The organism is Sphingobacterium pedocola, from assembly GCF_015209965.1.
GTDB lineage: Bacteria > Bacteroidota > Bacteroidia > Sphingobacteriales > Sphingobacteriaceae > Sphingobacterium > Sphingobacterium pedocola.
Genome location: NZ_MU158690.1, coordinates 1,132,526 through 1,151,360 on the forward strand (window position 1 = coordinate 1,132,526; position 18,835 = coordinate 1,151,360).

Below are 18,835 nucleotides of genomic sequence, written 5' to 3' on the forward strand. Positions count from 1 at the left end.
GTTATTATCGCATTGTAACACATAAAAATAAACCTGAGTGAGAGCCTATTTTATATGCATTAGTTTATGTTTTCTGCTATGTCAACAGAGTGTTGGACAAGATCTCTTTTTAGATTTAAAAGGTACGTGGCGTTTTGCGTTGGATAGTACCGATCGTGGAATTCAAGAAAAATGGTTTGCCAAAAATCTCCTGCAGGAAGTCGAACTTCCAGGGTCGTTAACCGAACAAAATATAGGTAATGAAATATCGCTCACTACACCATGGACAGGTAGTATATACGATAGTTCCTATTATTTTCATCCCAGATTAGCGAAATACAGACAACCCGGAAACCTCAAAATACCTTTTTGGTTAACACCGTTAAAGCATTACGTGGGGCCAGCTTGGTATCAACATGATTTTCAATTAGCGAAATCTGCGCTTGGGGCCGAGTTTATACTCCATTTGGAACAACCACATACCGAAACGACTGTATGGGTTAATGGAAAGGAAGTTGGATCGCAAAACAGTATGGTCGTTGCGCACAATTTTGCTATCACACCTTATCTGCGCGCCGGAGATAATACGATTTCTATCCGGGTAGACAATCGTGTTAAAGAAATCAATGTTGGTCCCGATTCTCATAGTCTCACGGATCATACGCAGGGTAATTGGAACGGTATCATTGGCAAAATTGGGATACGAAAATTACAGCCTATTCATTTCGACGATATCCAGATATATCCGGATATATCTGGTCGGCAGGCTACGATACGGCTTAACACAACTGTGCCTGAAGCGCGGCAACTGGAGGTACGTTATTCTGCAGAGAGTTTCAATAGTAAACAGCAGCACCGGGTCGCCCTGGTTTCGAAATCCCTGGCTTTCGCATCTGCTTCAGATACCGTTGCATTTAGGATGGATATGGGCAAGGATATGCTACTATGGGATGAATTCGATCCCAATCTGTATAAAGTTACTTTGCGGCTCTATGAAGATGATAAATTACTGGACGAACGTGCCGTGACCTTTGGCATGCGCGAGTTTAAAGCCGTAGGAAGGGATTTTTACATCAACGGAAGGAAAACATTTTTACGTGGAACCTGTGACAACGCTGTTTTTCCGCTTACGGGATACCCCCCCACAGACGAAGAATCTTGGCTCCGTATCTTTGCGAAGATTAAGGAATACGGCCTTAATCACGTGCGCTATCACTCTTGGTGTCCTCCGGAAGCGGCTTTTCAGGCCGCCGATAAAATTGGAATTTATTTACAACCTGAGGGGCCGAGTTGGGCGAATCATGGCTCCTCACTGGGTAACGGTGAACCCATAGACCAATACATCTATGCCGAGACGAATAGAATGGCAAAGTATTTTGGTAACTACGCCTCCTTCTGTATGATGGCATACGGTAATGAACCGCGCGGAAATCAGGTGCCTTATCTAACCGCTTTTGTTGATTATTGGAAGGCGAAAGATCCGAGAAGATTGTACACCGGCGCGTCGGTAGGTGGAAGCTGGCCTGTGATTCCCAACAACGAATTTATGGTGCGAGCAGGAGCTAGAGGGCTGGATTGGAATAGACAACCGGAAAGCATCTCCGATTTTAGCGATAAAATAACACAATTTAATGTGCCTTTCGTCGCCCATGAAATGGGACAGTACTGTGTCTTTCCTAATTTTGATGAAATTAAAAAGTATACAGGTGCTTACCGCGCCAAAAATATGGAACTTTTTGAAGAAGACTTGCACGATCACCACATGGGTGATCAAGGGAAAGCGTTTTTATACGCTTCCGGAAAATTGCAGGCCTTAGCGTATAAGTCTGAAATCGAGCGTGCCTTAAAAACACCTGGATATTCCGGGTTTCAGCTGCTCTCGTTGAACGATTACTCCGGACAAGGAACGGCGTTAGTCGGGTTATTGGATGCTTTTTGGGAAGAGAAGGGTTATATCACTGCTTCCGAATTTAAGCGTTTTTGTGATACGACGGTTTTGCTCATTCGTGCACCGAAGTTTACGTTTACCAATGATGAAACACTGCGGGCAGATGTCGAAATGGCCCATTACGGCAAGGAAGTCATGTCTTCGGTAGCGGTTAAATGGAGGTTGCTAAACAAGGACCGTCAACCCTATGCTCACGGAATACTGAGAGCGGAAGATATACAGATAGGAAGCAACAATGAGATAGGAACCATAGAAGTCGTACTGGATGGATTAAAAGACGCTCAGGAGATGAAGCTTGAGTTCTTACTAGAGGGAACAAACATTTCCAATGACTGGGATTTGTATGTTTATCCAAAATCACTTCCAAAACTATCGGAGGAAGTGTATTATGCGAATGAAATAAACGATTCTGTAAAAGCGGTACTGGAAAACGGCGGTAAGGTCTTTTTGAATCTTTCGGGTAAAATAAAAAAAGGGGCGGAAATCGTTCAGCATTACCTTCCTGTTTTCTGGAATACATCTTGGTTTAAAATGCGGCCGCCACACACCCTTGGCTTTATTTTGGATAAATCACATCTGGCTTTTTCATCTTTTCCTACACAAAATTACAGTACGCTTCAGTGGTGGGAAGTGGTGCATAAAGCACAGGTCATGCATCTCGAGGACTTTCCTCCTAGCTTTCGTCCATTGATGCAACCAATTGACACCTGGTTTATGAACAGGAGGTTAGCGCAAATTTTCGAAGCTAAAGTGGGAAAAGGAAAGATTATGGTGAGCTCTGCGGATTTATTTGATAACACTGAAAAAATGGTAAGTAGGCAATTGTACCATAGCCTGATGAACTATATGTCGTCGTCTTCCTTTGAACCAAAAGAAGAGATTGATTTTAAATTAATCGAGGATCTTGTCACACAACCTTCAAAGCTAACTTTTGATACCTATACGAAATCATCTCCGGATGAACTGAAACCGAATATCAATGAATTTTTACAACAATAATATGAAACTTAGATTTTTTGTCTTTTTAGGAATACTGGCAACAATGGGTCTGGTATTGACAAACTGCTCCTCTGCCAAAAAAGTGGTGAAGGAAAAGAATAATGAAGAAGTCCTACAGGTGATGCGTTTGACAAATCAATATTTTATGAACAAATGGCCGGATACCGGTAAGCCTATTTACACGACGCGTTGGAGGCCTAGTAACATTTGGACCCGAGCGGTGTATTATGAAGGTTTAATGGCTCTTTATCAGATCGATCCCAACAAAGCCTATTATGACTATGCTGTGGATTGGGGGAATAAGCACAAATGGGGCTTACGGAATGGTATAGAGACACGCAATGCCGATGATCATGCCTGTGGGCAAACCTATCTGGACCTATATGAAATTGATCCGCAGCCTGAACGTATTAAGGATATCAAAGCGAGTATCGATGGAATTATCGCTTCAAACAAATACGACGATTGGACATGGATCGACGCGATACAAATGGCGATGCCGATTTTTGCTAAGCTAGGTGTCATGTACAAGGATGAGAAGTACTTTGATTTCATGTATAAAATGTACCACCATTCGAAATATGTAGAAGGCGGAGGATTGTACAACAAGGAAGATAAATTATGGTGGAGAGATAAAGACTTCGTGCCACCATATCGGGAACCAAACGGAGAGGATTGCTATTGGTCGAGAGGAAACGGTTGGGTAGTAGCAGCGCTGGTGCGTGTCTTGGAGTTGATTCCTGAGAATGAGAAACACCGGGCAGAATACCTGCAAGATTACATCGAGTTAATCGAAGGACTAGCAGCAGTACAACGTGAAGATGGTTTTTGGGATGTAAGCTTACATGATCCGACAAATTTTGGAGGTCGTGAAACCTCTGGTACGGCACTGTTTGTATACGGTATGGCCTGGGGTATTAACAACGGTATTTTAGATGCCACAACATATAGGCCGATGATCGACAAAGCTTGGGATGCCATGGTGAAAGAAGCGGTACACCCTAGCGGATTCTTAGGTTATCTTCAAGGTACAGGGAAAGAACCTAAAGATAGTCAGCCGGTTAGTTTTTCAAGCGTACCGGATTTTGAAGATTATGGATTGGGATGTTTCCTATTAGCAGGAGCTGAAGTGTATAAGTTAAAATAAGAACTTGTTTGGTATACCGATTCAGTATGGAAGTATGTTTTTAGATCCCTCTGTTCCGCTCCGCTTCAATCGGAATGACGAGATAACGATAACGTCACCCTGAGCGAGACACAGTGAAGTCGAACGGGTCTAAAGATATGTTGTTTAGATCCCTCCGAAGTCGGAATGACGGCACAACGATAACGTCACCCTGAACGAAACGCAGTGAAGTTGAACGGGTCTAATAAGATGTGAGGGAATGAGGGGCTGATGCAACATTCGGTGCTAAGATGATATTTAGAAGAAGATAATACGCCTGCCTAGTCTGTTTTAAAAGGCTAAACGGATTGTTAAAAAGATCGTAATATGAACAAAATAGTAAGTGTATTTTGCCTGTTTTTAGTTTTCGTTTCGATAGGATCGTCTACAGCACAAACGGTAGGAAGATATACAGCAGGTTTTAAGGTGGATGGAAATGTTATCCACTTTAAAAATGAACATGCGCTGACACAATTGGAAGTGTATTCGCCTACAACAGTGCGGATACGGCATACCTGGAACTCAGAATTTTCTAATTTGGAGAACTATATGCTTGCGCCGAAGACGCAGGCTAAGACCGATTTCACGGTAGAGGAAAATGCGCAGTTCTTCGTGTTAAAAACTGTATTTTTAACAGTCGAAGTAGATAAAAGCGATTTCAAAACTGTATTTAAGAACAACGCGGGAGAGATCATCAACCAAGACGAAATAGCGCCAGGTAAATCAACCGAAGCCGTCAAGGTCGTGAAAAAAATGACTGCCGACGAGCATTTCTTTGGATTTGGAGAACGCATGGATTTCTTAGATCGCCGCGGCAAGACGTTGACCTTAGACGTGGGCAGGGGGAAAGGAAAGCCACATGCTGTTGGAGCCTATGATGTGCTACAGGCTAATTATTCTCCCGTGCCTTTTTTCATGAGTACGAAAGGGTACGGTATATTTTTTCACACGGCCTATAGAACACACTGGGATATGGGGAGCTCCGCTGCCGATCAATACTCTTTTGCAGCGGTAGATGGCGAAATCGATTATTTCTTTATCTATGGACCACAGTTTAAATCGTTATTGAATCAATATACCGACATTACAGGCAAGGCGCCTTTGCTTCCCAAATATGCACTGGGTTTGCACGTAGGCACCTATAGCGGTGGCACTTGGGGGCATGAGGAATTAACGAGCGACGAATATGTGGTGGAGCTCGCGAGACGGCTGCGTGCTGAAGGTATTCCAACCGATATATTATGGTTGGATTCGACCTGGAGGCTGTTTGGTAAAAATGGTGGAAAGGGAGCTACCTCTTTCGAATGGAGAGAAACGTTCAAAGATCCCAAAGGTATGTTTGACCGAATCTATGATATGGACTACAAAATGGTCGGGGTACACTTACGTCCCCGATTTGATAACGCCAAAAGCCTGAATCTTCTAGACCAGGCTCGAGAGCTGGGATATACCTATCCGGAAGGTGAAAGTCCGGGCGAGTTTGTAAACTTTTTCGACCCGAAAGCTGTGGATTGGTGGTTTGAGAACGGCGTTAAAAAGGCAGCAAGTCTGGGCGCTAAATTCTTAAAGACGGACGAAGGAAGTGCATTTGGGGCATTAGCAAATGAAAGCGATAAAGTAGGGCCTACCGGAAAGGAAGCGGAAAGATTGCATAATATTTTTCCTTTGGTCTACGCGAAGGCGGCTTATGAATCTTTTCAAAAATTTAATGGTGTACGAGGGCTTAACCATACGCGTGAAGGTTATGCAGGTATTCAAAAGTATCCTTTTATTTTTGCTGGTGACTGGCCAAGTGAATGGCAATATTTTGAACCTGTCATTAAAGCAGGTTTAAATATTGGTTTATCCGGAGTAGGAAACTGGACACATTGTATGGGGGGATTTGAGCATAATGCGGATCCGGAACTGTATATGCGTTGGGTTCAATTCGGTATGTTTTCGCCCATTGCCATGCTATTTGGGATGGATCACCCCGGTTATAAAGAGCCTTGGAATTACGGAGAAGAAGCGTTGGCGAATTTCAAATTCTACGATGAGCTTCGTTATCAATTGATGCCCTACTTGTATACTACACTTTACCAAAATCACCTAGAAGGTATTCCATTGATGCGCGCACTGCTTTTGGACTATCAGGATGATATGAATACCTATACCATTACAGATCAGTATCTATTGGGCGACTATTTAATGGTATGTCCGGTGACGACGAAAGGCGCCATTACACGAAGCATTTACCTGCCGGAAGGCATCTGGTTTGACTATTGGACCGGCAAGAAATACGAAGGTAAGCGCTACATCCATGTCGTATCGCCATTAGAAACTATACCACTATTTGTAAAAGCAGGTGGCATTATACCCATGCAGCCCAAAATGGCTTATAGCGATGAAAAAAAGATTGACAACATATCCCTGGATTTATTCCCGATCGAAAACGACAAGGAATCGAGCTTTGTCTTGTACGATGATGATGGAGAAACTGTAGCGTATAAAAATGGAGAATTTGCAACTGCTACGATTAAATGGAATAATACGGTGTTAAGGATTGATCGAAGCCAAGGTGGTTTTTCTGTATATCCGCGCACGTATACCGCGAAGATACGATCCGTTATGACGGAACCTCAGGCCATTTCAGAGAATGGCAAGCCGTTGCCTAAAGTAGCTACAGCAGATGGACTTTCCGATGGCAGCTGGTATTATGATGCAACCAACTATCAGCTTATCGTGCAAACTGCCTATACGAATAAGGTCGATATTCAGCTAAATATAAACTATTGATATGCGTAACTTTTTAATTTTATTTCTACTTACTTGTAGCCTCGTTGTATTCGGCAACGACCGCACGAAGTTTAGTTTTAATGCAGGATGGAAACTTCATATTGGAGATGCAGTAGGTGCAGAAAATCCCACTTTTGACACGAGAGAATGGAAAGAGGTAACGCTGCCGTATGCTTGGAATGCGGAGGAGGCTTTTGCGAAACCTATTCATGAGCATAGTACGGATATTGTGTGGTATAGAAAATCTTTTGCTGTACCCAAAGGTGTGGTGTCGGACAAAGTTTTTCTCGAGTTTGAGGGTATTCGGCACGGCGGTGAATTTTATTTGAATGGCAAATTCATCGGCCGACATGAAAATGGGGTAATGGGATTTGGATTGGATTTATCTGACGCCCTGTTATCCGATCAGGAAAATGTCTTGGCAGTCCGTATCGACAACAGCTGGTCGTACCGTGAAAAGGCAACCAATAGCACCTATCAATGGAACGATAAAAATTTTAACGCCAATTATGGTGGCATCCCGAAGAATGTTTGGATCCATTTTACAGCACCGATTTATCAAACGCTGCCCCTGTATTCTAATCTGAAAACAACCGGGGTATACGTATACGCGAAAAATATGCAAATCGACAACAAGTCGATCGATCTATTCGTGGAATCGGAAGTGAAAAATGAAACAAAGAGTAGCAAACAGGTTAATTTTGTTGTGGAGGTTCGTGATATCGACCAGCAACTTGTTAAGACGTTTTCAAAAGGTTACACCTTGCAGCCGGGGAGCACGAATATTTTGAAAGCCAATGCGCCCATAAAGGACGTTAATTTCTGGAGCTGGGGGTATGGGTACTTATATACGGTGACGTCCAAGGTGGTCGTTGATGAGCGTGTGGTAGATGCTGTAGATACGAAGACAGGTTTTCGTAAAACAGCCTTTAGAGAAGGGATGGTGTATCTCAATGATAAGGTGTTAATGATGAAAGGATATGCGCAGCGTACAAGTAACGAATGGCCGGCACTTGGATTGTCTGTTGCGCCTTGGCTGAGCGATTATAGCAATCGACTGATGGTAGAAAGTAATGCCAATCTAGTCAGGTGGATGCATGTCACGCCGTGGAAGCAAGATGTAGAATCATGCGACCGGGTAGGTTTGATGCAGATGTTACCTGCCGGCGATGCAGAAAGAGATGTCGATGGAAGACGATGGGAGCAGCGCACAGAATTGATGCGGGATGCTATTATTTATTATAGAAACAGCCCAAGTGTGCTTTTTTATGAATGTGGAAATGAATCCATTTCTGAAGCACATATGGCAGAGATGATTGCGATACGCGATCAATATGATCCGCATGGAGGCCGGGCAATAGGTTCGCGCGAAATGTTGGATAGTAAGATCGCCGAATATGGCGGAGAGATGTTGTATACCAATAAAAGCAATCGGCATCCCATGATCGCAACCGAATACATGCGGGATGAAGGGTTGCGTAAATATTGGGATGAATATACCTATCCGTATCATAAAGACGGGGAGGGGCCATTGTACAAAGGCAATGATGCCAGCGACTATAACCGCAACCAAGATTCCCATGCCGTCGAAGCGGTGAAAAGGTGGTGGGAGTATTGGACCGTTCGCCCGGGGACAGGAAAACGAGTGAGCTCAGGGGGTGTTAATATCATTTTTTCGGATTCGAATACACACTATCGTGGAAAAGAGAACTACCGCCGTAGCGGTGAAGTAGATGCGATGCGTATCCCCAAAGATGCTTTCTATGCGCATCAAGTAATGTGGAATGGTTGGGTAGAAACCGATCCGACCGGTTTGCATATTGTTGGGCATTGGAACTATATGCCAGAAGTAAAGAAAGATATTTTCGTAATTGCCGCTGGTGAAAAGGTAGAGCTTTTTATAAATGGTGTATCCCAAGGTTTTGGGGAGCGATCGTATAATTTTTTGTTTACTTTTTCCGATATTGCATTTCAAACAGGCGAACTTTCAGCCAAATCGTATGCCGAAGATGGAACCTTATTAGCGGAGAAAGTAATTCAGACTGCTGATGTTCCGTATCGCGTAAAATTGAAGTATGTACACGGCGAGAATGGTCTCTATGCAGATGGTAACGATATGGTTATGGTCGATGTAGAGGTGGTGGACCATAAAGGTAACCGCTCTCCCACAGCTTTGAATATGATCGATTTCCAAATTGAAGGACCTATGGAATGGAAAGGAGGGATTGCTCAGGGACCAAACAACTACATTCTTTCCGAATCCCTGCCTGTAGAAGCTGGTATAAATCGTGTGCTCCTGCGTACCCGTTACGGAAAGACAGGTACTGTAAAGATAAAAGCGATGTCCAACGGGTTACAGGCCGATTCCGTTCAATTTGAGGTCTCTCCGGTAAAAGCAACGGACGACTACTTTGTGAAGGAATCAAGTATGAATTTACCATTAAACCTAAGCAGGGGTGCCGGTCCAACCGGATCTACAGTTGTGCAGACCCGTGAAACGTTGCGGATTAAGCGATCAACTGCTGGTGCCAACACCGAGACTGGGATAAACTCGTACGATAGCAATGAATTATCGGATTGGGTAAATGACGGTAAATTAAGCACTGCGTGGATAGAATATACACTGGATAAAAAATCGGATATCAATGAGATTGATCTCAAGTTGAATAATTTTAGATCACGTTCGTATCCGCTTCAAATTTTTGTAGATGATAAATTGGTCTATGAAGGGAATACACCGACCACATTAGGTTATTGTACACTCTCTTTTCCTCGAACTAAGGGCCAGCGGGTGAAAATTCAATTGGCAAAATCTTCTTATGTTGCCAGTGAAAATAAACACGAGGAGATTGGGGGAAAGAAATTGGACGACGGGGTACAACGCGATGATACGAATGCCAAAGGCACATTGAGTATTATAGAAATTGATATACATAACAAAAAATAGCTATGGAAAAAGTTGCATTTAAAATGAAACTTAAAAAAGGACAGAAGGCCGAATACATAAAACGACATAACGAAATATGGGCTGAACTGGTTGTGCTGCTCAAGGAAACAGGCGTGCGTGACTATACTATTTTCCTTGATGAAGAAACAGATACCTTATTTGCCGTGCAAAAGCAATCTGGTTCCTCCTCACAGGATTTGGGCAAAGAGGAAGTGGTTCAGAAATGGTGGAAGTACATGGCAGATATCATGGACACCCATGAAGATTTTTCTCCGGTTTCTACACCTTTAACAAAAGTATTTCATTTAGATTAAGTAGTATATGAAGAAGATAATTGCAGCAGTAATGTTGTCTTTGACGAGTTCCATTTCGATCTCATTAGCGCAAGATTTGTGGCCAACCGTGACGAAGGAAATGAAACCTTGGACCCGTTGGTGGTGGCTGGGCTCCGCTGTAGATAAACCTAATATCGATCGGGAATTGAACCTCTTTGAGAAAGCAGGATTTGGAGGTGTAGAAATTACGCCAATCTACGGGGCAAAAAATTACGAAAAAAGATATGTACAGTATCTTTCCCCAACTTGGATGGAGATGCTCGACTTTACGACAAACACGTCCAACAAACTGGGCATGGGTGTAGATATCAACCTGGGTACGGGCTGGCCGTTCGGTGGTCCTCATATCCAGGAAAGAGATGCTGCTACACGGTTGTTCTTGGATGAAATCCAAGTAAAGAAGGGAGAAAAGCTCAGTCTTCCATTGAAAGTGAGCGATGCCAAACAAACGTACGCAAGTTTACAGGCTTTACGGGCGTATAAGCAATCCGGAGAGGAAATAAATTTGGATGCCTATATCCGATCGGGAGATCAATCTTGGACAGCACCGGAGGATGTAAACATTATTGCTTTGTTCTCGGGAAGAACACGCCAAAAAGTAAAAAGAGCGGCTCCGGGAGGAGAGGGATTTACCTTGGATCACTTAGGAAAATCCTCCGTACAATCATACTTTGAGCGGTTTAACAATGCGTTTTCGAACAAAAAGTTAAACGTACGATCCTTCTTCAACGACAGTTACGAGGTATATGGAGCGAACTGGACGGATGAATTTCTACAGGAATTTGAACACATAAAAGGATACAAATTGCAACATCATTTAATTCATTTTGCTGGAAAGAGTGATGATCTGGATAAACAGGCAAGGGTTAAATCGGACTACCGCGAAGTGGTAAGTGCCATTCTTAAGAATAACTTTTTGATTCCCTTTACGCAATTTGCCAATAAGCACGGGGCGATTTCAAAAAACCAGGCTCATGGTTCCCCGGGTAATTTAATCGATTTGTATGCAAGTACGGACATTGCGGAGTGTGAAACGTTTGGTTCGAGCAGTTTCGATATCCCGAATCTGAGAAGAGACAGTGCAGACGTACGGAATGTAGATCCGGATCCGATGATGGCTAAGTTCGCCACTTCTGCTACCAATACCAGCGGGAAAAAATATACTTCCTCGGAAACATTTACGTGGCTCACCGAGCATTTCAAAACCTCGTTGTCTCAGGCCAAACCTGAAGTAGAACAGTTGTTTCTGGCTGGTGTCAATCATGTGTTTTATCATGGAACGACCTATTCACCGCAAGATGTTCCTTACCCGGGTTGGTTGTTCTATGCTTCGGTTAATTTTACGACAAATAATTCCTTTTGGCCGCATTTAATCGGTTTGAATCAGTACATCACCCGGGTGCAGTCGATACTTCAGACAAGCAAAGCTGATAATGAAATATTGGTATATTGGCCGATATATGATATTTGGAACAGTCCAAAAGGGATTGATAAAACGTTAAGCGTACACCATGTAGACAGTTGGTTGCATCCGACCGAATTTTATAAGCAGAGTGTACGCCTGCAAAAAATGGGCTATAGTTTTGATTTTGTAACGGATGATATTATCGGTCGGTCGGTAATAAAAGAGCATGGTATATCGACGGCTCAACACGCAAATCCGTACAAAGTTATATACATTCCAAGCTGTACTTATTTTTCTGAAAAGACTTTTGAGAAATTATTATCCTTGGCAGAAGAGGGAGCTACGATCATTTTTGAAGACCTACCGAAGGAAGTAAATGGCTTCGCCGATATAAAGGCGCGAAAAATGAAGTTGCAAAGCCTTATTGCAACGCTAAAGTTTAATGCCGAGGATAAGAATCAATATACTGCATATGGTAGGGGGAAGATTTACCTAACACAAGATGTACAGTCTGCACTGGAAACCGAACAGCTTTTTGGCGAGCGGATTATACGTTCAGGACTTAAATTTAGTAGACGTACAGCAGGTGAGGATACTTATTATTACATCGTAAATCACGGAAAATCTACGGTAGACCAAGAGGTTCGATTGAATGCCGAGGGAAAAAATTACATACTCTTGGATCCGCAAACTGGGGCACACTACGCTTTACCAGTTCGTAACAAATCGATACGGGTGCAGCTTAAATCAGGTTACGCATGGGTGATTCTCGTTACAGACAAGAAGCAGGGAGAGAAAGTCTATCCGTATCAGGACGACGTAAAAGAAGTTGTCAATATTTCTACCCCTTGGAAGATCGCATTTATAGCAGGCGGCCCTGAATTGCCGAAAGCAAGAACATTGAGCGAACTTTCTTCCTGGACGACTTGGAACGACAAAGCGGCGAACCGGTTTTCGGGGACTGCGGTCTACGAAACGACGTTCAGATTGAATAAAGAGACAGGTAAATCTTATTTATTGGAATTGGGGAAGGTCGCCGAAAGTGCAAAGGTTGTAGTGAATGGCAAGGAGGTCGGCGTTGTATGGTCGCATCCATTTGAGATCAATATAGAAGATGTTGTGGTTGATGGCGAAAATAGCATTCGTATCGAAGTGGCTAACTTAATGGCAAATCGAGTTCGGGACTTAGACGTAAATGGCGTAAAATGGCGGAATTATCACGAGATCAACTTCGTAAATATCAATTACAAGGATTTTGATGCGAGTAGCTGGGAATTGATGGATAGCGGGTTGTTTGGACCGGTTCGTATTTTGAGTTATTAGTGTTACAAAATTAGCACTTGAGATAGTAAGCTTGCATATTACTTTTTATTGTTTCTCAACAGGGAGCAGGATGCCAATATCCTGCTCCCTGTTTTTTTTAGGTTTATGGCGTATACGGGCAGGACAGCGCCTGTAAGTCCATGATGGTTAGCAGGGAAACTGTTTTTAAATTGCATTGCACCCATTATAGAAATAAACCTCTAACAATTTTGATATGGATAAATATTTTTTTTCAAAAACTAAGGTCATTCCCATTTTATTTGTGCTATACTCGATATTTGTTTGCACAAACCTTTATGCCCAATCGGATCTTAGGATAGGTAAGATTGTTGATGCAACAACGAAAGAACCTATTAGCGGGGCTACCTTGAAGGTAATTGAAACGGGTCTCTCTGCCTCCTCGGGTTCAGACGGATCTTTTCAAATTTCAGGAAAGAACACGGAAACATTAGAAGTGAGCGTGGTTGGTTATACCACGCGACGAATACCACTCTCTGGCAACATTACGGAAATCCGATTGCAAAGTGAGCAGGAGGAGTTGGAAGAAGTGGTGGTGGTTGGATATGGAACGCAACGCAAGCGCGATGTAACCGGTGCTATATCACGGGTTTCGGGAGAAGAACTCCGCGAGAGGCCCGTGCAAAATGTGGCTGAAGCCTTGCAAGGTAAAGCTGCTGGCGTAAACGTATCCAGTAACATTCGTCCAGGCGAAACGCCAGCTATCCGCATTCGAGGGAATAGATCGTTGACGGCTAATAACAGCCCCCTAATTGTTGTCGACGGTATTCCATTGGTAGGGGGAGCACTGGGGGATATCAGTCCCAACGACATCGAGTCGATGGACGTTCTTAAAGATGCATCTGCCACAGCTATTTACGGATCACGCGGTGCGAATGGGGTTATTCTTATTACAACAAAAAAAGGAAAGTCTGGCCTTACTTCAGCCTCGTACCGTGGTAGTGCTAACATAGACCGTTATAAGTCCTTGACCGATTGGATGGACGGAGGTCAGTATATTGACCGTTGGCGGGAAAGTTTAATGAACGGTAACTTGTATAGTACAGCGCAATACACAGATGCTTTTACACCTGTGCGCGGTGGTTATGCTGATCCATTTGAAGATGAGCGTCGGATGGGGCTGGGACAGGATATTTTTACACGAAACAGGGTATGGCAAGGCTACGAATGGGAAGATTTTGGTCAGGTCGTAAAAATGCGCTCTACGACCGCCGCGGAACAGGCTATGGGATGGCCCGCTGAAGTGCCTATTTACAACTCCGCAAATATTCCAACTCACGATTGGGTTGGAGATGTAACACGTCCAGGGGTGACGCAGAATCATCAGATATCGGTGTCGAGCGGTAATGAGAAGTCTAGAATTTATGCTTCCTTAGACTATTTTGATCAGCAAGGGGTATTAAAAGATCAGGATTATGAACGCTTAAATTTAACATTGAATGGGGATGTAAAAGCTACCGACTGGTTGACATTCGGAGCAAGTATATTCGCGTCTACATCGATACAGAATTATGGAATATTAGCGCCGAATACATCGAATACAGGCGCAAAAGACATTTTGTCAAGAGCGCTAGGACAGTTTCCTTTTTCTGCTCCGATGAACGATAATGGGAACTGGATTGTAAACCCGGGAGGAAATCTTCAGATTTTCAACCCCGTAATGGATATCGACCAAGTGAAAAACGAGCGCCGTACATATGCCGTATCACCAACCTTATTTACAGAGGTACAAATTCTACCCTGGTTAAAATACCGCCTGAATTTTGGCGCGCAGTTCCGTAACTATCGTGCCGGGGCGTGGACGGGACCTAATGCTACGTCACATCTTAATAATCGTCCGAATACTGCAGGGTACAACAACGAACAGCGGTTGGGTTGGGTGGCTGAAAATTTACTTTTCGCCGATAAGAATTTCGGCGAAGACCATCACCTAGGAGTTACCTTGCTGCAATCTGCACAGCGCGAACGCCTCGAAAGTATCAATACCAACGTAATTGGAACGGTGTATGACATCAGTTATTGGTATGACCTCGCTTCCAATACAAACGGTCGTCCCAACGGTTACGGAACCGGATTTTCGGAGAATACTCTGATGTCTTGGATGGGTCGGGTGAACTATGCTTACAAAGGGAAGTATTTAATAACGGCAACCGGTCGTTACGACGGCGCTTCAGTTTTGGCGCCTGGGCATAAATGGCATTTTTATCCTTCTATGGCATTGGCGTGGAATATAATGGATGAAGACTTTATGTCTTCACTTACCTTTGTAAACGAGTTGAAGTTACGTGCTGGATATGGTGTGACGGGTAATGCTGGCGTTAATCCGTATACCTCCAGCGGTCCGTTAAGTCGTAATCCCTATGCTTTTGGAGATGGCGCCGCAGTAGGTTATTTGCCGCAACTCGTTCGTAATCCTTTACTAGAGTGGGAGAATACTGCCCAATACAATATCGGTTTAGATTTTAACCTGTGGAGCAGTCGTATTGGTGGTAGCATTGAGATGTATCAAGGAAATACTTCTTCTTTACTTCTGGAAAGATCGTTGCCACCAGTATCGGGATATGTAAATAAACTTGAAAATATCGGGAAAACGTTGAACCGTGGATTGGAAATCACATTGAATACAGTTAATATTCAAAAGGAACATTTTTCTTGGTCTACTTCCTTCAACTGGAATACCAATCACGAGGAAATTGTCGAATTGCAGAATGGGAAGCAGGATATGTTAGCGGACCGCAGGTTTATTGGTCATCCTACACAAGTCTTTTTTAACTATGACAATGCCGGTATTTGGCAGAATACGCCCGAAGACATCGCCGAAATAAACCAATTTAATACGAATGGGCATCGTTTCGCTCCCGGGGATATACGGGTCATTGATCAGAATGGCGACTATAGAATAACGGCTGATGATATGGTGATACGTGGTACGACTCGTCCGAAATGGACCGGAGGTATAACGAATACGCTACGCTACAAAGACTTTACCTTTAGCACGTTTATATATGCACGTTTTGGACAGACTTTCTATGGCGGGTATCCAAATTCGTATGGTGGTATATGGCCAAACGGTCGGGTTGAAAACGATATATGGTCGTTTGAGAATCCGAATGGAACTTGGCCAAGGGCTAATTTGATCGGTAATCGAGACAATATTACACCGGCCATGCAATACCATAACGGATCATTTGTATCGGTTCGAAATATATCCTTGACCTACGACTTACCTAAGCTTTTGCTAGAAAAGCAGTTTGTAAAAGGGATACAGCTAAATGCGCAAGTGATGAATCCCTTCCTCTTTGGAAAGGATGCGGTCAAAATGGGATACAACCCCGATGACGATACGAACTGGGAGCGATCTTCTGGAGATGGAAATCCGCTAGGTGGGAACAATAATAATACGATTTTACCGCAGTCGTATGTATTCAGTATAAGGGCAAATTTTTAAATGGCAGTACAAATAAGAAATGTGATGAAAAAATATATCTTAATATTATTTACAGTGACCGGCTTGTTTTCCTGTAAAGGCTTTTTGGATGAAGAGCAGGTCGCCAATCTAACGCAAGACTTCTATACGAATGAAGTTGGTTTAGAATCGCTTATAAATGGATTGTATGTGTACGCACGGAATAAGCACGAGTGGGACGGGAGTGGAGCGAGATTGATAGAGACCGAGACAGATACCTATCAAACCGCTTCGGCTCCTGTTGCGCAGCTAAATGTTGGAGAGTATGGAAATGATCTGAGTCGTATCGCAGGGAATATGGCTAATTTTTTAGGGGCGGTAAATTCCACCTATGCACCGATGGGTGCTTACCCGCATATCAACAACTGTCATATCGCCTTAGAGACGATGGATGAACTTGCTCCCGGACGATTTGGTACAGATGAATTATTTTTGAACACGCGTCGCGCAGAGGTACGGTTCTTAAGGGCATGGGCGTACTATTTGATTTCTAATCAACTGGGCGATGTGCCTATATTGCGCCAGGCGAGATACGAGACCGATGGGGTATTTTATTATCCGAAGTCGGGTATTGAGGAAGTGTACGAGCATATCATTGCCGATTTGCGTTTTGCATACGAACATTTGCCTGTGCTGCAGAACGATCAAGGCCGTGTAACTAAATTGGCAGCTGGCCATTTCTTGGCTAAAGTTTATCTAAATCGTGCACAGGGGGCGAATTTTCAGAACAGTGCGGAAGAGCATCTTCGTATGCTTTACAAAGGAAACGTGACGACGGATCTGGACTCGACAATTGTATTGGCTTCTGAAGTGATAAATTTGGCTGGCGGCGAAGGTGGCCTTGCGGTTGATTATTGGCGTTTATTTGATCCTGCGATAGCGGAAGCGAATCCAGAGAATGAGATTTTGTGGGCGGCACAGTTTGATGTCAACCTTACCTTGCACGCTCGATTCGACAACAGGTCAGTCAATTACCATACTGGTAATTATACGAATCAATCTGGTGTAACGCGATCGATGATGTATGGGCGCCCTTTTGGCACCTTCAAGCCGACCGATTGGGGTTATGATAATTTCACAGACAGGATGTACGATTCGCGTTATGCAAAAACCTTCCAACATGAATACATAGCCAATATGCCGGAAAATACGAGTACTTCTTACACTTGGGGTGCAGCAGCAGCCAGCTGGTGGAATGCGAATAAGCCAGCAGATGCACCGACTGTAACGGCGACCGAGAAACGTATAAAGCAAAATCAGCGTGCAATCATCTACCTTGAAAATACTAGGGAAACCGCCTTAGACTCGGCTATGGTACATAGTCAACCTTACCAGTTTATGGCCCGTTGGGTACGTTCTGCTGTAAGTGACCGATACTATTACCGACTTTTTATAGACGGTTCCAATCTAGGCTTGGCAACTGGACAACCCGCACCATACCTCGCTTCGCGTAAACATGTAGATCCGATGCGTGGTGGGAGTGCAGATGAAGCTAATTTTAACAGTGAATCGGGTACACGGGATGCTATCCTGATGCGTTTGGCGGAAACTTTCTTGATCCGTGCTGAAGCTTATGGTCGAAAAGCGCAGTATGGTTTAGCGGTGGAAGATATCAACGTGATCCGCAGGAGAGCAGCGTTTAAAGCAGGCGATACCCGCCCAGAGGTCTTGGTGCGGTGGGAGCCGCAAGCAGCAGAGCTTGCTCCTGAAGAGCTTGTGGCGCCTTATACAGCAGCTTCTAATACATTTTCCAAGATTGCCGTGACCGAAAGCCACTTCACGCCGGGTACAGCAGAAGCCAATCGTCAAGGTTATATGCCAAGCATAACATCAAAGGAAGAGGCGTTTATTCATTTTATCTATAATGAAAAGGCGAGGGAGTTTTTGTCGGAAGGTTTGGCTTGGGAAGACCTGCATAACGCAGGGATATTATACGAGCGTACGGCGCATTATAATCAAATGGCTTCAGACCGCTCAGGATTATGGCCTGTCGCAAGCAATACGGCTAATGGGACGGGGCAGGATGGCAATGGAAAAGGTCAATTGGCTAAATATCATACTTTCCGTCCATGGCCTAACGCTTTCTTAATTCAGCTGACAGATGAAGCCGGAAATCCGTTGGATGAAGCGGCTAGAAAAGCCTATCAGAATCCGGGTTATTAAAACTTTATACCAAAAGAAATTATATACAGGATCATTAATCAACGAAAAGAGGACATCTAAAAAGGTCTTATAAAGCGTGTAAACGTCATTTCGACCAAAGGGAGAAATCTAGGAATATGTATTCAAGGTGCTGATAGTCAGTTGTTTTTGTTTATTCATATTTGTGGATTTCTCCTCGTTCCTCGTCGAAATGACGAGATAGTATACTTTTTATACTGCTGCATTTCTTAAAATATATTGTTATTTAATCTTTGTGTTTCCATTAAAAATCCTTTTCTTTATCCCTATTCCTGTTTTACACAAAGATTCATT

At 43.5% G+C, this 18,835-nt stretch carries 8 protein-coding genes; all 8 read left to right on the forward strand.

Annotation, left to right across the window (positions count from 1 at the left end):
- Positions 1-37 precede the first annotated feature (37 nt).
- The 8 genes from C4F40_RS14795 to C4F40_RS14830 all read left to right on the forward strand — a co-directional run bounded on the left by C4F40_RS14795 (position 38) and on the right by C4F40_RS14830 (position 18,523).
- A complete protein-coding gene (locus C4F40_RS14795) occupies positions 38-2,926 on the forward strand; it encodes an exo-beta-1,4-galactosidase (protein WP_196940153.1) in 2,889 nt (962 codons plus the stop codon).
- A gap of 1 nt (position 2,927) precedes the next feature.
- Positions 2,928-4,073, forward strand: coding sequence for a glycoside hydrolase family 88/105 protein (locus C4F40_RS14800; protein WP_196940154.1), 1,146 nt, complete (start codon positions 2,928-2,930; stop codon positions 4,071-4,073).
- Positions 4,074-4,418: 345 nt separating this feature from the next.
- Positions 4,419-6,866, forward strand: coding sequence for a glycoside hydrolase family 31 protein (locus tag C4F40_RS14805; RefSeq protein ID WP_196940155.1), 2,448 nt, complete (start codon positions 4,419-4,421; stop codon positions 6,864-6,866).
- A 1-nt stretch (position 6,867) separates the two neighbouring features.
- Entirely contained in the window at positions 6,868-9,813 is a 2,946-nt protein-coding gene (locus tag C4F40_RS14810; protein ID WP_196940156.1) for a sugar-binding domain-containing protein, read from the forward strand.
- A 2-nt stretch (positions 9,814-9,815) separates the two neighbouring features.
- Entirely contained in the window at positions 9,816-10,127 is a 312-nt protein-coding gene (gene rhaM, locus C4F40_RS14815) for an L-rhamnose mutarotase (RefSeq protein WP_196940157.1), read from the forward strand.
- A 7-nt stretch (positions 10,128-10,134) separates the two neighbouring features.
- A complete protein-coding gene (locus C4F40_RS14820; protein WP_196940158.1) occupies positions 10,135-12,876 on the forward strand; it encodes a glycosyl hydrolase in 2,742 nt (913 codons plus the stop codon).
- 214 nt (positions 12,877-13,090) lie between these two features.
- Positions 13,091-16,342, forward strand: a complete 3,252-nt coding sequence (locus tag C4F40_RS14825) for a SusC/RagA family TonB-linked outer membrane protein (protein ID WP_196940159.1) — start codon at positions 13,091-13,093, stop codon at positions 16,340-16,342.
- 24 nt (positions 16,343-16,366) lie between these two features.
- On the forward strand, positions 16,367-18,523 hold the full coding sequence (locus C4F40_RS14830) for a RagB/SusD family nutrient uptake outer membrane protein (protein ID WP_196940160.1): 2,157 nt from the start codon (positions 16,367-16,369) through the stop codon (positions 18,521-18,523).
- The last annotated feature ends 312 nt before the right edge of the window (positions 18,524-18,835 follow it).